This is a genomic window from Halomonas sp. AOP27-A1-41 (assembly GCF_052378605.1).
GTDB classification, from domain to species: domain Bacteria; phylum Pseudomonadota; class Gammaproteobacteria; order Pseudomonadales; family Halomonadaceae; genus Vreelandella; species Vreelandella citrativorans.
In genome coordinates, this window is the sequence record NZ_JBQSXT010000013.1 from 1 (window position 1) to 18,826 (window position 18,826).

Below are 18,826 nucleotides of genomic sequence, written 5' to 3' on the forward strand. Positions count from 1 at the left end.
ATGGCCTGCCTAGATAGAAACACCAGGTGAGGATTTCGCCGCTTCATTCGCTCCTTAGGAATAGTCCAAAGTGCTTCGCTGAAATTAATTTCGCTCCAGGTTGCATTCGTCAATTCGCTCTTGCGCACCATCGTCAACAGCAGCAGCTTGACCGCTGCACGGATTGATGGTGATGTACCAATACGCCCCATGTACTGATACATCATCCTGATTTCTTCAGGAGTTAAGGTTCGATCTCGAGGCTCAAACCTGGCAATGCTTGCTGGCCTCACCAAGTCTGCCGGGTTCTCAACCTTTTGGCCTCGCTCAGTCGCCCAGCGGTATACCTGGAGTACAATCTCACGCGCATGAACCGCCGTAGCAGGCGCACCACGCTCAACGATGGCGTCGGTCAGTGCTCGCAAGTCCTCGTGAGTGATTTCGGTCAGCTTCTGATTGCCGAATTTCGCTTCCAGCTCTCGTGTATAGACCGAGCGACGCATATCACGGGTAGAGTCGGCCATCTGGTAGCCACGTAGCCACTTTTCCGCCCAAGCACCAAAGGTTTCAGCCCCTTTTACACGCGCCTTGTCTCGTGCCTTCTCCTTCGCTGGCGACTTTCCATCAGCGACCATCCGCTTGGCTTCACCAAGTCGCTCACGGGCTTCTGCCAGCGTGATACCACCAACGCCATAGCGGCCAAAGGTGATTGTCTCTTGCCTGCCATGGATCAAGTAGTTGTAACGGAATGAGATGGAACCGGCAGGGGTGACAGCCACATAGAGGCCATCCCGGTCATTCACCTTGTAGAGTTTATCCCTCGGCTTGAGGTTGCGCAGCTTGGTATCGGTCAGCAAGAGTCTTATCCTTCTTCGATTCCGATACCATGCTGAAAGATCACCCAAAAAATCAGGAAATAATATCAATAAAAACAGAAAGTTAAATAATATCGATACCATGAACATACAGGATCAAGCAGCATGGTATCGGCTATCGCTCATGGCATCTTGTCTCGATAATACCACCTTGGATACCACGCTCAAGCGGTGCTTCTCGCTGCTATCAGTTGCCAAATACTGCCAGACACAAAAACAAAAAAGCCCATGAAAACATGGGCTTAAGTGTCATTCAATGCCAGTTAGTACCAGCTAGTGCCTAACGTGTGATCATTCCCACTCAATAGTAGCAGGCGGCTTGCTAGAAACATCATAAGTCACCCGCGACACCCCACCCAACTCATTGATAATGCGGTTGGAGACAGTCTCCAGCAGTTCATAAGGCAGGTGCGCCCAGCGGGCGGTCATGAAGTCGATGGTTTCTACCGCGCGGATGGCGATAACCCATTCGTAGCGGCGGCCGTCGCCTACTACACCTACCGATTTAACCGGCAGGAACACGGCGAATGCCTGGCTGGTTTTCTCGTACCAGCCGGAAGCGCGCAGTTCTTCGATGAAGATGGCGTCGGCTTCGCGGAGGATGTCGGCGTACTCTTTCTTCACTTCACCCAGAATACGCACGCCCAGGCCCGGTCCCGGGAAGGGGTGGCGGTAGACCATGTCGTAGGGCAGGCCGAGTTCCAAACCAAGCTTGCGCACTTCGTCTTTGAACAGTTCGCGCAGCGGTTCAACCAGCTTGAGCTTCATGGTTTCCGGCAGGCCGCCCACGTTGTGGTGGGATTTTATGACGTGCGCTTTGCCGGTTTTGGAGGCGGCGGATTCGATCACGTCCGGGTAGATGGTGCCCTGGGCCAGGAATTCGACGCCTTCAATCTTGCTGGCTTCTTCATCGAACACGTCGATGAAGGTGTTGCCGATGATTTTGCGCTTGGCTTCCGGGTCTTTCTCGCCTTTCAGCTTACCCAGGAACAGGTCTTCGGCGTCTACACGGATAACCTTCACGCCCATGTGCTTGGCGAAGGTTTCCATGACCTGGTCGCCTTCCGCTTTACGCAGCAGGCCGTTGTCCACGAATACGCAGGTCAGCTGGTCGCCAATCGCTTTGTGTAACAGCGCGGCGACTACGGAAGAATCCACACCGCCGGAAAGGCCGAGCAGTACGTGGCGGTCGCCCACTTGCTCGCGTACGCGCTGTACCTGGTCTTCGATGATTTGTGCAGGCGTCCAGCGTTTTTCAGCTTTACAGATATCCAGCACGAAGTGCTCAAGAATCCGCTGGCCTTGCAGGGTGTGGGTCACTTCCGGGTGGAACTGTACGCCGTAGAACTGCTTCTCTTCCCAGACCATGGCGGCAATCGGGCAGCTGGGTGTGGAAGCGGTAATGGTGAACTCGGCAGGCGCTTGGGCGACCTTGTCGCCGTGGCTCATCCATACGTCCAGCAGGGCTTTGCCGGTTTCGGTGTCTACGTGGTCTTTGATGTCTTTGAAGAGTGCGTTTTCAGCGTCGATGCGGATTTGCGCGTAGCCAAACTCGCTCTTGTTGGAGCCTTCCACCTTACCGCCCAACTGCTCGGCCATGGTCTGCATGCCGTAGCAAACGCCAAACACGGGCAGGCCCATTTCGAACACGCACTGCGGCGCACGCGGGGAATCCAGCTCGGTCACGGACTCGGGGCCGCCGGCCAGGATGATGCCGTTAGGGTTGTACTCGCGGATCTCTTCTTCGGTGATGTCGAAGGCGCGAACCTCAGAAAATACGCCAATTTCGCGTACCCGGCGGGCGATCAGCTGGGTGTACTGTGAGCCGAAGTCGAGAATCAGGATTTTGTGGGCGTGGATATCATTCATGGCGGTATCTCGAGTAAGCAGTGGAGGTGCTGCTGGTAAGGCCGAAAAGCAAGCGGCGGAGCAATGCCCGCCGCCGTGTTACTTAAAGCGCTGGTTAGCTCACCCGGTAGTTGGGAGCTTCTTTGGTGATCTGCACGTCGTGAACGTGGGATTCATTAAAGCCAGCACCGGTAATCTGGACAAATTCCGGCTTGGTACGCATTTCCTGAATATCGCGGCAGCCGGTGTAGCCCATGGAGGCGCGCAGCCCGCCCATCATCTGGTGAACGATGGCGCTCATCATGCCTTTATACGGTACGCGGCCTTCGATGCCTTCAGGTACCAACTTCTCGGCACCGGCGTCCTTATCCTGGAAGTAGCGGTCGGCGCTGCCCTGGTTCTGCGCCATGGCGCCCATGGAGCCCATGCCACGGTAGGCTTTATAAGTACGGCCCTGGAACAGCTCGACTTCGCCCGGTGCTTCTTCGGTACCGGCCAGCAGGCCACCAACCATCACCGCGCTTGCGCCAGCGGCAATTGCCTTGGCCAAGTCGCCAGAGAAGCGTACGCCACCATCGGCAATCAACGGAATGTCATACTCTTTAAGCGCGGCGGCCACATTGGAAACGGCGGTGATTTGCGGCACGCCTACACCAGCCACAATGCGCGTGGTGCAGATGGAACCTGGGCCGATGCCCACTTTCACGCCGTCGGCACCCGCTTCGGCCAATGCTTTGGCAGCGGCGCCGGTGGCAATGTTGCCGCCGATGACCTGAATGTCCGGGTAGTGCTCTTTGATCCAGCTAACGCGGTCAATAACGCCTTGGGAATGGCCGTGAGCGGTATCGACAATGATCACGTCAACGCCTGCTTCCGCCAGTGCGATAACACGGTCCGGGGTTTCTGGGCCGGTGCCTACGGCGGCTCCTACTAACAGGCGGCCATCGCTGTCTTTAGCGGCCATCGGGTAGGTGCGGGCTTTTTCGATATCCTGGAAGGTGACCAGGCCACGCAGGTGGAAGGCGTCATCGACAATCAGCATTTTCTCAATGCGGTGTTCGCGCATCTTGGCTTTGCTGGCTTCAAGGTCAGTGCCTTCCTTAACGGTAACCAGCCGATCACGCGGGGTCATGATATCGGCCACGCTGTCGCCTACATTCGGCTGGAAGCGCATGTCACGCTCGGTCACGATACCCACCAACGTTTCGCCTTCCACCACCGGGAAGCCGGAGAAGCCGTTCTCTTTCGCCATGGCGAGAAGGTCTTCAAGCTTGGCTTTGGGGCTAACGGTAACCGGGTCTTTAACAATGACACTTTCGTGCTTTTTGACCTTGCGCACTTCCGTGGCCTGCTGGGCCATGGTCATGTTCTTGTGAATGATGCCGATGCCGCCTTCCTGAGCCATCGCAATCGCCAGACGCGCTTCGGTCACGGTGTCCATCGCAGCAGAAACGAGCGGGATATTAAGCGAGAGATTACGGGTCAGGCGAGTTTTGAGACTGACATCCTTGGGGAGGATATCGGAGAAGCCAGGAACGAGAAGTACGTCATCGAACGTAAGCGCTTCTTGGGCCATACGTAGCATAGCGGCAACACCCAATTTGATGTGGGAAGAAGGGGCGTGAAAAGTTAATCCCCCATTATAGCGTTTTGAGGGGTTCCCCAGCAATGTGAGCATGCGACCAATTATCTACTCTGCGTTGGTGGTAGGCTAAACTAACCGTTTTTATTTCTTGTAAACCAAGGTGATTGCCATGCCAGACGCCTCCCACGCCCTTTCGGTCAGCGAGCTCAACAAGCAGGCCCGTCAGGCGCTTGAACGCGATGTGGGCGAGGTGTGGGTGGAAGGCGAGCTTTCTAACGTTTCGCGCCCGGCGTCCGGGCATATCTACTTCACGCTTAAAGATGACCGCGCCCAGGTGCGCTGCGCGCTGTTTCGTCAGCGGGCGCGTTTTGTATCGGCGCCGATGCGCGATGGTGACCAGGTAAAACTGCGCGGGCGGGTGTCGCTGTTTGAGCCGCGTGGTGACTACCAACTGATTGCCGAAGCCGTACAGGCGGCGGGGCTTGGCGAGCTGCTGGCCGCCTTTGAGCGCCTCAAAGCCCAGCTGGATGCCGAGGGCGTGTTTGCCAATACGCGTCCCCTACCCTTTCCGCCGCGCAAGATTTTGATTTTAAGCTCGGCCACCGGCGCGGCTATTCGTGATGTGCTGGCCGTTTTAGCGGCGCGTTGGCCCCTGGCAGATGTGACGCTAATCCCGGTACCGGTGCAGGGTGTGGAAGCGGCACCCGCAATGATCGCAGCGCTTGGGCTACTCAACCGCCAGGCACGGTTAGACCCTGAGCGCGATGTGGTGTTAATCACCCGGGGCGGCGGCAGCCTGGAAGATTTGTGGGCGTTTAATAACGAGCACCTGGCACGGGCGATTTTTCATTCACGCCTGCCGGTGATGTCGGCGGTGGGCCATGAAGTGGATGTCACGCTTGCCGATTTTGCCGCCGATGTTCGCGCCCCGACCCCTTCCGCTGCCGCCGAGCGCCTGGTGCCGGACCAACACGCCTTGAAGCGCCAGTTAGTTGATCAGCAACACCGCCTTCACCGCGCCATGCAGCGCCGGTTGGAGCGCGATAGCCAGCAGCTGGATAGCCTGCGCGCACGGCTTCGCCATCCCGGCGAGCAGCTAAACCGCCAGCGCCAGCACGTGGCGACCCTTGCCCAGCGTTTAAATCGCGCTATGCAGCAAACGCTTACTCAGCAGCAGGCAAGCGTAACGCAGCTGGGCAAGCGCTTGGCGAGCCAGGGCATGGCGCGTTTGCATCGTGCAGAAAGCGAACGGGTGGGCCAATTGCACCGCCGTATGGAAAACGCCATGCAGCGCCAGCTTCAACGTCAGCAGGCGCGTTTAACCAGCGCCGCACGGGAGCTTAATGCGATTAGCCCGCTGGCTGTACTGGGCCGGGGCTATGCGATTGCCCAGGATGACAAGGGCCAAGTCGTGCGCCGCGCCGAGGAGACTAAACCCGGCCAGAAACTCTCGCTGCGTTTGGGTGAAGGCAGGCTGAGTGTCGAGGTAAAGCGGCGGTTTAAGTAGGGATGTATTGAAGATACCTACGTGAGTAACTGCGTGGTCTCGGGCAGCCCGTAGCGGGGGTCTTTCGCCAAGGCCGGAAAACAGCTCCCGGCGTTTCCGGCATTCCCACCATCCATGGCGGTCAGATGGCGAAAGTAGCGCCCAGGGAAGGGTTCACAGCGCCCCCGCGTAGGGCTGCCCGAGACCTTAGCTTGCTATACAGGCGGCGGTGTTAGCGAAAACAGCGCTGGGTTCAACCGCGCTTCTTCTTGAATACCCTCATCAATCGGCGTGTCGTAAGTTTTGAGCAAATACCCCAGCACCGAATAGAAGCCGACCATGGCCATCAGGTCGATCACGGCTTCACGCCCAATCGCCTCGGCCAATGCTTCTTCCTGATCGCTTGCCAGCATCCGCTTGTCGAGTAGCGCATCTACCGCGTTAACAATCAGGCCATCAACGCCGTTAATTGATTCAGGTACGCCACGAATAGCGTTTATTCTCGCATCAGAAAACCCTAGCGCCAGCGCACGGCTGACATGGTGGGCCCACTCATAGGCCGACCCCAGGCGAAAACCGGCACGTAGAATCACCACCTCGGTTAACTCGGGGCCCAAGGCATTGTCCTTCACTACGTGCTGCCGCAACGGCGCCCAGGCGTTTAGCAGAGCCGGATGATGTGCCATGGTGCGGTAGACGTTCATCGCGCCTGCAAAACCTTCACGTAACTCTGCAAACGCTTCTGGCCAATCGGCGTCGCTCATCGGCGGGCAGGGAGACTGCTTCATGGTGCATTTCCTCTTGTATTATTTGGCTATCGCGCCAGGTTATTCGGCTATTGCGGCGTCAATCGCCTGAGCAATCCGTTCAATGAGGAGATCAATCTCGTCTGCATTAATCGTATACGGCGGCGCGAGCAGCACGTGATCGCCATACACGCCATCAATCGTACCGCCCATCGGATAGCTGATCAGGCCTCGTGCCATGGCCTGGCGCTTGATCCTGGCGTGGATCTTTCGAGCGGGATCAAACGGCGTCTTTAGCTCTTGATCGGCCACCAGCTCGATGCCACGAAACAACCCCCTGCCTCGAATATCGCCCACATAAGGTGACGCGCCCAGCGCCGCTTCAAGGCCGCTTTGCAAACGTGCGCCCATGGCGTTTACATTCGCTAGCGTTTCAGGCCGCGCGATGATCTCGACAACCTTGTTCGCCGCAGCCACCGCGACCGGGTGCCCAAGGTACGTATGCCCATGCTGAAAAAGGCCGGAGCCGTTGGCGAAGCTATCATAAATAGCGGAGGACAATAGCACGGCCCCAATCGGCTGGTAGCCGCCGCCCAAGCCTTTGGCCACGGTGAGAATATCGGGCGTGATGCCGTCCTGCTCGCAGGCAAACAGGGTGCCCGTGCGCCCCATGCCGCACATGACTTCATCGAGAATCAGCAGCACGCCATGTTGATCGCAGATTTTACGCACTCGCTTGAAGTAATCGGCCTCAGCGGCCACCGCGCCAAGGGTCGCCCCCACCACTGGTTCGGCCACAAACGCCATGACGCTTTCAGGGCCCAGCTCAAGAATCTTGGCCTCAAGCTCATCGGCAAGCCTGGCGGCGTACGCCTCAAAAGATTCGTCGTTTGCCTTGTCACGGTAGGCGTAGCAGGGCGAAACGTGGTGCGTTTGAGGCAGAAGCGGCTGGAACTGCTGCCTACGCATGGCGTTGCCGCCGGTGGCAAGCGCGCCCAGGGTATTGCCATGATAGCTCTGGCGCCGGGCAATAATATGCCGCCTCTCTGGCCTGCCGGTTTCGACAAAATACTGGCGAGCCATTTTTAACGCGGCCTCTACCGCCTCTGAACCACCGGATACCAGATAAACGTAATCCAGCCCGTCTGGCGCCAGGTTCACCAACTGCTCAGCCAGTTCCTCGGCAGCATCCGTGGTGAAAAAGCCGGTATGGGCGTAGCAGAGGCTATCAATCTGGGCGCGCATGGCCGCCAGCACTTCCGGATGGCCGTGCCCCACACTCGTCACCGCCGCCCCACCCGAACCATCCAGGTAGCGGCAGCCTTCGGTATCAGTGATATAAACGCCCTGTGCTGACGCCGCATGCGGTAACGCCTGACCAATACTGCGGTGAAGAATACGCGTCATAGCCCTTTCCTCTTCAGATGACCATCAACCACCCTGTTTAGGATAAGAGTGACACGATCGAGGGCGTCAATGCAACACACCAATCTTTAATTGAAAAACTAAAACATTTGGATCATTATTTTATCGAAAAGCGCCCTTACCCTTGTGCGCAATCATCTAAAGCCCTTGGGCGTATTCAAGAGGCAACTCTGCTATGTCATCAACAAGCCCTACATCAAAAAGCTCTGCGTCAAAAAGCCCTGTATCCCAAAGCGATCCGTTAAGAGAGCAGATCATTGCGCAGTTCGATGGTATGTCAGCACAGCTGCAACAGGCCGCGCGCTACCTACTTGAGCATCCGGAAGAAGTGGCCTTGGTGTCCATGCGCGAACTGGCGCGCTTGGCAGCAGTTCAACCGGCGACCATGACGCGGCTTGCCAAGGTGTTGGGCTTTCAGGGCTATAACGAAATTCGCGCTCACTATGCACAAACGGTGCGTCAGCGAAACGATGGCTTTGCGGCCAAGGTGCGCCAACGTGATGGTCAGGCGGCAAGCGCGCCAGGCAGTGATATCGAGCATCACATGCTGCACGGGTTAAGCGCCCAGATAGCCGCGCTTTGCGAGCCTGAGCCGCTGCAGCGCTTGACCGCCATGGCCGAAAGGCTCGCGGCAGCCAAAAAAATCTATGTGCTGGGGTTACGTTCAAGCCATGCGGTGGCCTGGCATTTTCATTACGTTATGTCGCTGTTGGGCGAGCGCTCGGTTCATCTTGATGGACCTGCTGGCACAGGGGGCGATGCTCTGATTCGTGCAAAACCCGATGAGGTGCTGCTGGCCATATCCATCACCCCCTACGCGCGCGATACGCTAACGCTTGCGCAGCTAGCAAAAGATAAAGGCCTAGCGGTTCTCTCGATCACCGATAGCGAGGTATCACCGCTGGTGAGTATTTCCGAGCATACGGTTTACTGCGCCACCGAGAGCTACAGCTTCTTTCATACTCTGGCCCCTGCGCTAGCCGTTTCGGAAGTGCTCTGCACACTGCTGGCCGAGCGTGACCGCCCTGCCACGCTAGAAGCACTGCAGGACGCCGATGACCACCTTGCGCATCTTAATACCTACTCGAATGCGCTCCCCCGGCGAGAGTGAACGCTACCGCTTTGGCTGGCTTCGGGCGCAAAAAGCATTAATGCTGCCCATAAAAAAGTGCCCAGCCAAGGCCGGGCACTGCGCGACAAGATAAGAGCGTCTGATTGCCTGATTAACGCCTGGGCGGCGTCAAGGTGTCGTTGCCTTGCGTATTACCGGAGGGCGTACTGGAGCCTGCAAGGCCGGGTTCGGTGACGCCCTTGGCCGTATTCGGCGTGGCGCCCGTGGTGCTTGCGCTAATGCTTGAAGCCGAACCATGGCCTGTGGGGCTGCTGCTTGATGACGTGCCCGGCGTTGCATAAGACGCTGAAGACTGGCCGGACGTCGAATGCGTGTGGTCAGAATGCGCGTCTTCTTTCATGTGCTCGGCTTTCTCATGAATCTTTTGCTGGGCTTTATCCACCTGCTCGTGGCCCGCTTCGGATGCCTTGTGCAAGGCGCGGTCGCGGTATTCGCCCATGTATTCATCCTCCTTACGCGTCGTGGGGAACAGCCCCGCTAACGCAGCACCTAGCGCAAACCCTAGCGCACCGACCACCAGCGGGTGCTCCTGAATAAACTCAGAGGATTGACTGCCCGCGTGGCGAGCGCGATCCGACATGTTGTGCAGGTGATCCCGCGTGCCGTGCTGAAGGTGGGATGTGGTGTCTCGCATACTGCCTCCCATGTGCTGTGCCTTTTCGCCAAGATGATGTGCTTTGTCGCCAAGATGGTGAGCGGTATCTCTGGCCTTTTGGCTAATATGATGAGCCTTGTCTTTCGCGCCCTCTTTCATGCTGCTCATACGGCCTTTGCTACTGCCATGCTGTGCTGGATTACCGGCAACGTAGCCTGGCGTACCGCTATGGATAGGCGTTCCATCATCGGTATGCGTGCCCTCATGAAACGGCACTCCCGGCGAGCCGCTCACCGCATGTTCATCTGCATAGCGGTGCGAAGATGCATGCTGATGGCGCCGTTCATGGTTCGGGTGACGCTGGGAAAGCATCAACCAGCCAAGACCGGCAGTGGTCATCAAAAACGGCAGCGGGTGCTGCTTGATTGCTGCACCCAGGTTAGATGCAAACTCGTTAGCACCGCCATGACGAATATAGTCATAAGAGCTGTTTAACAGCTGTTGAGGAGAGAAGCGCTCTTCAATTTCATGCAGCGTGGCGTCAAGGCGTTCACGCGAGCGATGAATGTCCTTTTCGATCTCTTCGGTGCTGCGATGGTCGTGGTCGCGATGGTCATGATGGTCGCGCTGATGATGGATATCGCTGTGGCTGTCGTTATGGCTGTGATCGCTCATTTCAAATCCTCCTTGACGTTATGCCTATGCTCTCTGGCGAGCTCCCTGTCGGCCTGTAGGCTATGCAACGTGCGGTCAGGCACCAGGTTGCGCGCCTGAAGTTTGGCAAGCCCACTTTTAAGCATCACGATGCCAATTACCGATACCACCACACCAACGATAATGGCAGAGAGCCAAGGCGTCATATCAGGAGGAAGCACCTCATTGAGCATAAAGACAAGGGAGGCAAGCAGCGTGAGAAAGCCGCCTAAAAGCACCGCGCCTGCGACCGCAATGGCCGCCAAGGTGATCATGACCTGATGCGTTTTTTCCGACACCTCTGCCTTGGCAAGTTCGGTTTCGTTGCGCACTAACGACGTTATTTCCTGCATCACCGTCGATAAAAGCGAGCCGACCGACGAGCCTTGTGGGGGCGTATTGTGATCTGAATCCATTCATAACCTCTCTTGCCCTTGATTAAGGGCCTTCAACTCAATCTTTTAAACCTGGCGACAGGTTGATCCACAGCTGGCGGCTACACAGGCCAGCTACAGCCGACCGGAGTCACCGGGCTTATTGGTTGAACCTGGCGTAGCAGTAGTGGTATCAGCCGTGCCGCCGGGCGTTGCCGTAGGCGCTGAGCGTTGCTGTGTGGGGTCCGAGGCACGCGAAGATGCCCCACCCATCACGCCACCTTCCGGGTTCTCAGGCGTAGGAGACTCATGGCTTGAATAAGCACCCGATGACGGATGAGCATAACTACCTGGGCCGTTTGAATAACGGTTTGAACCGCCAGATGAGTGCGAATGCTTGCCTGAGCTACGCAAGAAGCGTGTCACCAAAAAACCAGCCGCAATTGCCCCGCCAAAGAACAAGGCAGGCTCACGTTCGCTGAAGCTTTTCGCTTCCTGGCAGATGCTGTTTAAGTCCTTGTTGCGTAGCTTGTCTGAAAAACGATCAGCTGTATCGGCAAACTTTCTCGCCTGCTGTGAGAAGTACGGCTGATCTTGATGATCAAACTCATCAGCCATCTTACGAAAAGCGCTGGTAAATTTTTGCGATTGCTCGGTGGCGGTATCACGCTGCTGATTGTAAAAGCTTTCAGCCTGATGCTGAGCCGCTTCACCTACGTCATGTGCCGCGTCGCGCCCTTGCTGTTTGAGCGAGTCGGTATTTGAAGAACCTGGGTCAGCCTGTTTTCCATAATCATTCATTTGTTACTTCCTCCTTGTCGTTTCACGCGTTAACGTACTTGTTAACCAGCACGCACTAACAAACACTTATTAACAAGCAGTTAACAAACAGTGGCTTGAAACAAAACGAACTGAACCGCTAATCAATTAAACACACGCACTAGATAACGAGCTCACCACCCAAATAGTTGTTTAATATAAATCGGCTTTTTCACTATAGTTACCCAACACTCCCTGTCAATTTATAACCTTGGGCACACCCTTACGGCACCGCTATTTAACCAATATCAAAAAACATTTAATTAAAAGCAAAAACCAGCCTTTAACAAACATCAACAAACCCGCCTCGACCTCCCACCACTGCTGCCTTTCCCTCACATCCAGCAGGCATGAATAGCGGCATCCCCTCAAGCTGATTATCTTTGTTCATCAGGGCCTAAAATACCTACCTCACCCTTTAAAGACCTACTTAAATCAATCTTAAACTTCAATAAACGCATTACATGGTTGATAAAAAAGATCAAAAGGACAAACAACGCACCTATACCAGCTAAAGCCTATAAAAACCCTTCACCCATCAACCCCAAACTTTACAATAATTCAATCTTTTATAAATCAAACGCACTTGAATTGGCTCTTGATAAAACCTTGCGCTAGTGTAAGTAACGCAGAAATACGATTAGGCCACGGCTTTTCGTAGAGGAAGGATTAACGTCCCAACAAGGAGTCACTGCACATGAGCGATCAGAAACAGCCGCCTCAACACCAGAACAAACAGCCCGGTGATGAGCACGAAATGCGTCCGGAACCTGAATTTATTCGTGATAGCTATAAAGGCACCGATAAGCTTGTTGATAAGGTAGCGATTATTACCGGCGGTGATAGCGGTATTGGGCGCGCGGTAGCGGTACATTACGCCCGTGAAGGCGCCGATAGCGTGATTGTTCACCTTAAAGAGCCTAAAGATGCCGAAGATACGCAAGCCCTGGTGGAAGCGGAAGGTCGCCGTTGCCTGGTATTACAGGGCGATGTAGCTGACCCCGCCTTTTGTCGTGACATCGTTAAAAAAACGCTGGACCACTTCGGCAAGCTTAATATTCTGGTCAACAATGCGGCCGAACAGTACGACTGGAGCGATCTGACCGAGATCCCCGACGAGCAGATAACACGCACCTTTCAGACCAATCTGTTTAGCCATTTCTACCTTTCCAAAGCAGCATTACCTCATCTGGAGGAAGGCGATACCATTATTGCTACCTCCTCCATTAATGCCTTTAAAGGCAACAACACGCTGATCGATTACAGCGCCACTAAAGGGGCCATCCAGGGTTTAATGCGCTCGCTTGCCATGTCGCTGGTCGGTCGCGGAATTCGGGTGAACGCTGTTGCTCCAGGCCCGGTATGGACACCGCTGATCCCCGCAAGCTTTGACGATGAGAAAGTCGCCGAGTTTGGCGGGCAAGTCCCCATGAATCGCGCCGGGCAACCGAGCGAAATGGGGCCTGCCTATGTGTACCTGGCAAGCGAAGAGTCTTCGTACATGACGGGGCAGACCCTACACCTTAACGGTGGGGTTATTTTAAATACGTAAGCCCGGCACAGGTGTTAAAAACTAAAAGGTGTTAAAAACCAAAAGATGTTAAAGGCCAAAAGATGCAAGAGAGCTGGGCGGCTTTGCCGCCCAAGTGCACCATCAAGCTTCAACCCCGGCACCGCTACGCGCCGCTCCCGCGGGTGCGCTGCGCTTACCACACGCTACGTTATTGACCTGACCTCGCTAAGCTTTCAGCGCTTTCAGTAACACCTTCGATTTACGTGCGTGGTTATAGGCTTCGCGCTTTAAAGGGGGTAACTCTTCAAGGCTGGCGGCCTGAAAGCCGTGCTCCACAAACCAGTGGGCCGTGTGGGTGGTTAATACAAATATTTCGCTAACACCGCGTTGGCGTGCGCGGCGTTCCAGCGCTTCCATTAAACGCTCACCGCGTTCGCCCCCACGGTAGTTACCGTGCACAGCCACGCAGGCCAACTCGGCAACCGTGGTGTTAGGGAATACGTGCAGCGCGGCGCAGCCAATCACCATGCCATCGCGCTCGATAACCATATAGTCATCAATTTCATGCTCCAAACGCTCACGCGAGCGCGCCACTAGCATGCCGCGGCGCTCCAGTGGTTCAAGCAGCTCCAGAAGCCCTGCAATATCGTTGAGCTTAGCCGGGCGTAGCTGCTCGTAGCGGTGCTGGGTAATCATGGTGCCCACGCCGTCGCGGGTAAAAAGCTCACCCAGCAGCGCATCGTGATTGCGCCACGACAACAGGTGGGTGCGGGCCACCCCCTCTCGTGCAGCGTTGCACGCAGCTTGAAGGTGGCGGGCAAGCTCGCTGCCGGGCGGCGCGCTCTCAAGCCGAGGTTCAGCATCGGCAGGGGTTAGCTGGCGCAGCAAGGCGCCCCCCTCGTCCTGTAAGCCTTCTGATTCGCCCAGCAGGATCAATTTGTCGGCCTTGAGCGCTACGGCGGCGTGCTGGGCCACTTCTGCGGCGTCCAGGTCGAACACTTCGCCGGTGCTTGAGAAACCCAGTGGCGGCAGGAGTACCAGCGAGCCCTTATCGAGCAGCCCTTCAATGGCGCCAGCCCGAACGCGGCGTACTTCGCCGCTATGATCAAAGTCCACCCCCTCCCGAACGCCCAAGGGCTTGGCGGTGACCAGGTTCCCCGAAATCACGCTAAGCTCTACACCGTGAAGCGGCGTGCTGGGCAGGCCAAGCGATAACCGTGCTTCAAGCCAAAGCCGCTGGTGGGCAGCGACCTGCTCTACATGGGTCATTACGGCGCGGTCGGCCACCCAGCGTCCGTTAATGCGCATGGGTTCAACACCGGCCTGGCCAAGCGCTTCCTGCACTTGCGGGCGGGTGCCAAATACCACCACCAAGCGCACGCCCAAGGTATGCAGCAGGGCTAAATCCTGAATCAATTGCTCCCCACGGCCAGACGCCATGGCTTCGCCTTCAATCAAGATGACGAAGGTTCGCCCCCGGTGCGCATTAATGTAGGGGGATGCGTTACGAAACCAATCAACAAAGGGGAAATGCTTATCCAAGGGCCGCTCTCCGGCAGCAGATGAAAGAAAAAACGACGTTTACAACACTACTCGCGCTACTTTACCAGAGCGCAAAAAACAGCGGCACCTTCTATTGCAAATCGGCTAGCGCAAATCTGCATGAAGGTGCCGCTGATCTTGAGGCTTTTCGTGCGGGCGTGCGCCGGGTGGCGCCGCCTGTTACACCGTTAGCCGAACATGCCTTTAAACATAAAGAAGAACACAATCGCTAAGCCTGCACCGGCGGGCAGGGTAATCAACCACGAGACAACAATGGTGCCAATAACGCGCAGGTTAAGTGCCGCCATACCGCGCGCCAGCCCGACACCCAACACCGCGCCGACCAGCGTATGGGTCGTTGAAATTGGCAGGCCCGTGCCCGAGGCAACGACGACGGTACTCGCCGCGGCAAGCGTTGCGGCAAAGCCACGGCTAGGGGTGAGTTCGGTGATCCCGGTGCCCACGGTCGCAATTACCCGACGCCCATACGTCACCAGGCCAACGACGATACCCGCGCCGCCCAATATCAGCACCCACCAGGGCACCAACGCCGCGCTATCAATCATACCTTCGCTGCGCACGACACTTATGACGGCGGCCAGCGGCCCCACCGCATTGGCGACATCGTTGGAACCGTGAGCAAAGGCCATGGCACACGCGGTAAAGATCATCAGCACGCCGAAAACACGCTCAACATTGGCATAGCCAAAGTGGTCATTGGCGTTCTTGGTGTACTTGATACGCCGCTGCATCACTATGCCAAGGCCCATGATCAGCACACCAATCAGAATCGAAAGCATCAGGCTTTCGCTGAAGCTAAGATGCAGACCAACATGGGAAAGGCCTTTGGTCAGCGTCACCATGGCAACAATAAAGCCGACCAAAAATATATAGCCCGGCACATAGCGCTTGGCCGCCGCTAACGGATCTGAACTCTCGAAAATCAAGTGGTGTACCGACTTAAACAGCATATAGCCGATGGTACCGGCAATCAGCGGAGAAATAGCCCAACTAGAGGCAATCTGGCCGACCTTGTCCCAGGCCACCGCATCAACGCCTAGACCTACCGCCGCGAAACCGACGATGGCACCAACAATGGAGTGTGTGGTCGACACCGGCCAGCCACGGGCAGAAGCGACCATCAGCCAAATGCCTGCCGCCAACAGCGCCGACAACATGCCGTAAACCAAAAACTGTGGGTTGGCTTCAAGCAGGTTGGGATCGATGATGCCGCCACGAATGGTGGCGGTAACCTCACCACCGGCAAGCCAGGCACCTAAAAATTCGAAAATAACAGCAATGATGATGGCTTGCTTGATGGTGATCGCTTTCGACCCCACCGACGTTCCCATGGCGTTGGCAACATCGTTTGCGCCGACGCCCCACGCCATGAAAAAGCCAAATAAACAGGCCAGAATAATAAATATCTCGCCGTACTGGGCAATAATTTGCATTGGTTTCCCTTAGCGTGCGGTCAAAATCTGCAAGCGACTGCCTACGCGCTCAGCACGGTCAGACACTTCACCCACCCATTCGATAATCTTGTAAAGAAAGATCACATCGACGGGCGGTAGTTGGCTTTCAAGCTGAAACAGCTGGCGACGAATGGCCACCTGCTGACTGTCTGCCTGGTGTTCAAGGTTATGCAGCTCACGGATCATGTTGCTCATAACATCCGCGACGTTACGCCCAAAGCCTGACTCTAAAAGCTCCATCAGCTCTTCAAGGGCCTGGCGCGCTTGGGCCACACATGCCACGCTAGTCGCCATATAATCGCGCATCGGATCAGCGAGCTCATCAGGCACGCGCATTTTACGGCCTAGCATAATGCCGGTAATGTCGCGCACCTTGTTGGCGATTTTGTCCTGGACGCTAATCAAATCCAGTAGATCAGACCGTGAAACCGGCAGAAACATGGTGCTGGGCAGGTTGAGCCGTAGATCCGTTTTCAGCACATCCGCTTCGTGTTCTAAACGGGTTACGTTTTCACGCAGCTCAGTGGCGGTATCCCAATCGCCAGCAAGCGATGCTTCAAAAAACGGTAACAGTTGGTCGGCGCATTCATTGGCCTTGACGATGTGGGCCAGCAGCGGCTGGAATGGCGAGCGGCCAAACATCGCGGAAAAAGGGTTGGAGGTAACCATAGAGCCTTTTAGCCTGTTTTCGGGGGAGCCTGGAAATGGCGACGCCAGTATAAAGAGTGCGCTCGCCGCCGTCATGAAAACTTCATATTGGTAGCAAAAATTTAACCAGTACTTCACGTTTAAGAGTGGCTATTGTCATGAAAAATGCAACACCAATCGAAGTAGAGATAAAGCTTGCGCTTGCCCAAGCCAGTATTGAGGCGCTCAAGCACCACCCTTTTCTCGACACAAAAACACCGTTAATCCAGACCTTAGCCAATACCTACTTCGACACACCGACCCATGACATGGCCAACGCACGAATCGCGGTGCGTCTTCGTCAAGTTGATGGCCGCGTGCTGCAAACGGTAAAAACGGCGGGCCAGGGGGGTGGCGGATTATCCAGCCGCCAGGAGTGGGAGTGGCCGGTCGCATGCGCTGAACTCGACCAGACAGGTCTCGCCGCACTGCCACCTTTCAGCGACGAGCCGGTCAATAATGGACCTGCCCACAAAGTGCTCAGAGAACGACTAACGCATCTAGCTCCCATACTGCGCACCGACTTTACCCGATATAGCTGGCAGCTCGACTGGCAGGGCAGCCAGATTGAGCTGGTACTGGATGAAGGCGAAGTTGAAAGTGGTGACTACCGCACACCCATTTGTGAAGTAGAACTGGAGCTTAAAAACGGTGACCCGCAAGCGCTCTGGTCGCTGGCGATTGCGCTGGCAGAACAGGTTCCGCTTCGCCCATCTGATAGCAGCAAGGCATCGCGGGGTAACGCCTTGCGCGCCCAACAGTGGCCGCTTCCTAACGCAACGACACCTGCTGAATGGCTACACCGGGCAACGCTTGCCCTTGATGCCTACCACGACAGCCAGCAGCGCCCGTTCCTGGACCTTACCCATGAGGCACTGACCCGGTTGGCCGAACACGCATCACTGCCTGAGGACATGAAGGCCCAGGCGGCTCACCTATCCACAGCGCTAGATGACGCTGGTCAACCCCGTATTGCCTATGGCGTGACGCTCCTGACGCTTTCCCATCGTTTAGCGCTGCAACGCGAGCTAAGCTAACCTTCACGTTGTTTTAGATAGATTCAAGCACGTTTGCCCATAGACCTAATCACTGTGATAAGTGATTGCTCATTTCATCAGGATCGCCATGAGTTTTAACCTGACCCCTGCCGCTGAAGGGCTTCGCACACAGCTGTTCCACATTATTTTCGAGTCCGACACGCCCACTGCCAAAGGATTCGATATTGCGCTGATTGTGATGATTTTGGGCAGCGTCGCCGTCATTCTGCTCGGCAGTGTTCAGGAGTTTTCCCAAGAGTATGGCTGGCTTTTCTACTACCTGGAGTGGGGCTTTACGATTCTGTTCACCGTAGAGCTTGCGGTACGCATCTACTGCCTTGAACGTCCTACTATCTATCTGAAAAGCTTTTATGGCGTGGTCGATCTAATCTCCATCCTGCCAGCCTGGCTGGTACTGCTGATGCCCGGCTTTCATGCGCTGGTGATTATTCGCATACTCCGCGTGCTGCGCATTTTCCGTATCCTGCGCCTGATGGAATTTGTGGGCGAAGGACGACTGCTGATCGAAGCATTAAAGCGTAGCGTGCGCCAGGTACTGCTGTTTTTCTGCAGTATTTTTATGGTTGTCACCATGTTTGCCGCGCTGATGTATACCATCGAGTCGCCGGAAAGCGGCTTTACCAGTATTCCCATGTCGATCTACTGGGCGGTGGTCAGCGTTACCACAGTGGGGTATGGCGATATCGTGCCGGGCACAGCGCTTGGCAAAGCGATTACTGTGCTTCTCATCCTGATTGGCTACTCGATTATCGCCGTGCCTACCGGCATTTTTTCAGCCCAGGTGATCCGCTCAATCCGTGAAGACCGCTACTCCGATGAAGCGTGCCCAGGATGCGGCCACGACCGTCACGAAAAAGACGCACTCTACTGCCTTCGTTGCGGCACCTGGCTGGATGAAATGACGGAAGCCCCCAAAAAGGAAACGCTACCGCTAGAGCCTTAAAATCTGCTAGCTGCTTATTAAGCCCGCGTTGTGCCCTCCCCGGTTTGGGGC

16 protein-coding genes are annotated in these 18,826 nt (G+C 56.0%); 5 read left to right on the top strand and 11 right to left on the bottom strand.

The window, feature by feature from the left end:
- The 3 genes from ACT3TC_RS10065 to guaB all read right to left on the bottom strand — a co-directional run.
- Window positions 1-836 (bottom strand): tyrosine-type recombinase/integrase (locus ACT3TC_RS10065; RefSeq protein WP_444639922.1); only part of this gene is annotated, 836 nt, incomplete at its 3' end.
- A 309-nt stretch (window positions 837-1,145) separates the two neighbouring features.
- Window positions 1,146-2,723: a glutamine-hydrolyzing GMP synthase gene (guaA, locus tag ACT3TC_RS10070; protein ID WP_444639924.1), complete on the bottom strand. Its 1,578-nt coding sequence runs from the start codon at window positions 2,721-2,723 to the stop codon at window positions 1,146-1,148.
- 94 nt (window positions 2,724-2,817) lie between these two features.
- Window positions 2,818-4,287, bottom strand: a complete 1,470-nt coding sequence (guaB, locus tag ACT3TC_RS10075; protein ID WP_172118172.1) for an IMP dehydrogenase — start codon at window positions 4,285-4,287, stop codon at window positions 2,818-2,820.
- A gap of 169 nt (window positions 4,288-4,456) precedes the next feature.
- Here guaB and xseA point away from each other — a divergent pair, with 169 nt between their 5' ends.
- Window positions 4,457-5,794 (top strand): exodeoxyribonuclease VII large subunit, encoded by a 1,338-nt coding sequence (xseA, locus tag ACT3TC_RS10080; RefSeq protein WP_444639926.1) that lies wholly within the window; start codon window positions 4,457-4,459, stop codon window positions 5,792-5,794.
- Between the two features lie 194 nt (window positions 5,795-5,988).
- Here the strand turns inward: xseA and ACT3TC_RS10085 are convergent, their stop codons facing one another.
- Window positions 5,989-6,561: a carboxymuconolactone decarboxylase family protein gene (locus ACT3TC_RS10085; protein ID WP_444639927.1), complete on the bottom strand. Its 573-nt coding sequence runs from the start codon at window positions 6,559-6,561 to the stop codon at window positions 5,989-5,991.
- A 39-nt stretch (window positions 6,562-6,600) separates the two neighbouring features.
- Window positions 6,601-7,926: an aspartate aminotransferase family protein gene (locus ACT3TC_RS10090; protein WP_444639928.1), complete on the bottom strand. Its 1,326-nt coding sequence runs from the start codon at window positions 7,924-7,926 to the stop codon at window positions 6,601-6,603.
- A gap of 193 nt (window positions 7,927-8,119) precedes the next feature.
- Here ACT3TC_RS10090 and ACT3TC_RS10095 point away from each other — a divergent pair, with 193 nt between their 5' ends.
- Complete coding sequence (locus ACT3TC_RS10095; protein ID WP_444639929.1) at window positions 8,120-9,055, top strand: MurR/RpiR family transcriptional regulator; 936 nt, start codon at window positions 8,120-8,122, stop codon at window positions 9,053-9,055.
- A 112-nt stretch (window positions 9,056-9,167) separates the two neighbouring features.
- Here ACT3TC_RS10095 and ACT3TC_RS10100 read toward each other — a convergent pair whose 3' ends face one another.
- The 3 genes from ACT3TC_RS10100 to ACT3TC_RS10110 form a co-directional block, all read right to left on the bottom strand.
- Window positions 9,168-10,346: a DUF3618 domain-containing protein gene (locus tag ACT3TC_RS10100; protein ID WP_444639931.1), complete on the bottom strand. Its 1,179-nt coding sequence runs from the start codon at window positions 10,344-10,346 to the stop codon at window positions 9,168-9,170.
- The gene (locus ACT3TC_RS10105; RefSeq protein ID WP_444639932.1) at window positions 10,343-10,780 is read right to left on the bottom strand and encodes a phage holin family protein; all 438 of its coding nucleotides are present in this window, start codon (window positions 10,778-10,780) and stop codon (window positions 10,343-10,345) included. Before ACT3TC_RS10105 ends, ACT3TC_RS10100 begins: the two co-directional genes overlap by 4 nt.
- 93 nt (window positions 10,781-10,873) lie before the next feature.
- The gene (locus tag ACT3TC_RS10110; RefSeq protein ID WP_444639933.1) at window positions 10,874-11,539 is read right to left on the bottom strand and encodes a hypothetical protein; all 666 of its coding nucleotides are present in this window, start codon (window positions 11,537-11,539) and stop codon (window positions 10,874-10,876) included.
- Window positions 11,540-12,254: 715 nt separating this feature from the next.
- Here ACT3TC_RS10110 and ACT3TC_RS10115 point away from each other — a divergent pair.
- Complete coding sequence (locus tag ACT3TC_RS10115; RefSeq protein ID WP_444639935.1) at window positions 12,255-13,109, top strand: SDR family oxidoreductase; 855 nt, start codon at window positions 12,255-12,257, stop codon at window positions 13,107-13,109.
- A 186-nt stretch (window positions 13,110-13,295) separates the two neighbouring features.
- Here the strand turns inward: ACT3TC_RS10115 and argA are convergent, their stop codons facing one another.
- The 3 genes from argA to ACT3TC_RS10130 form a co-directional block, all read right to left on the bottom strand.
- Window positions 13,296-14,612, bottom strand: coding sequence for an amino-acid N-acetyltransferase (gene argA / locus ACT3TC_RS10120; RefSeq protein ID WP_444639936.1), 1,317 nt, complete (start codon window positions 14,610-14,612; stop codon window positions 13,296-13,298).
- Between the two features lie 188 nt (window positions 14,613-14,800).
- Entirely contained in the window at window positions 14,801-16,066 is a 1,266-nt protein-coding gene (locus ACT3TC_RS10125) for an inorganic phosphate transporter (RefSeq protein WP_444639938.1), read from the bottom strand.
- Window positions 16,067-16,075: 9 nt separating this feature from the next.
- On the bottom strand, window positions 16,076-16,756 hold the full coding sequence (locus ACT3TC_RS10130) for a TIGR00153 family protein (protein ID WP_193055358.1): 681 nt from the start codon (window positions 16,754-16,756) through the stop codon (window positions 16,076-16,078).
- Between the two features lie 137 nt (window positions 16,757-16,893).
- Here ACT3TC_RS10130 and ACT3TC_RS10135 point away from each other — a divergent pair, with 137 nt between their 5' ends.
- Both ACT3TC_RS10135 and ACT3TC_RS10140 read left to right on the top strand, forming a co-directional pair.
- Window positions 16,894-17,811 (top strand): CYTH domain-containing protein, encoded by a 918-nt coding sequence (locus ACT3TC_RS10135; protein ID WP_444639940.1) that lies wholly within the window; start codon window positions 16,894-16,896, stop codon window positions 17,809-17,811.
- An 88-nt stretch (window positions 17,812-17,899) separates the two neighbouring features.
- Complete coding sequence (locus tag ACT3TC_RS10140) at window positions 17,900-18,775, top strand: ion transporter (RefSeq protein WP_444639941.1); 876 nt, start codon at window positions 17,900-17,902, stop codon at window positions 18,773-18,775.
- Window positions 18,776-18,826: the final 51 nt, after the last annotated feature.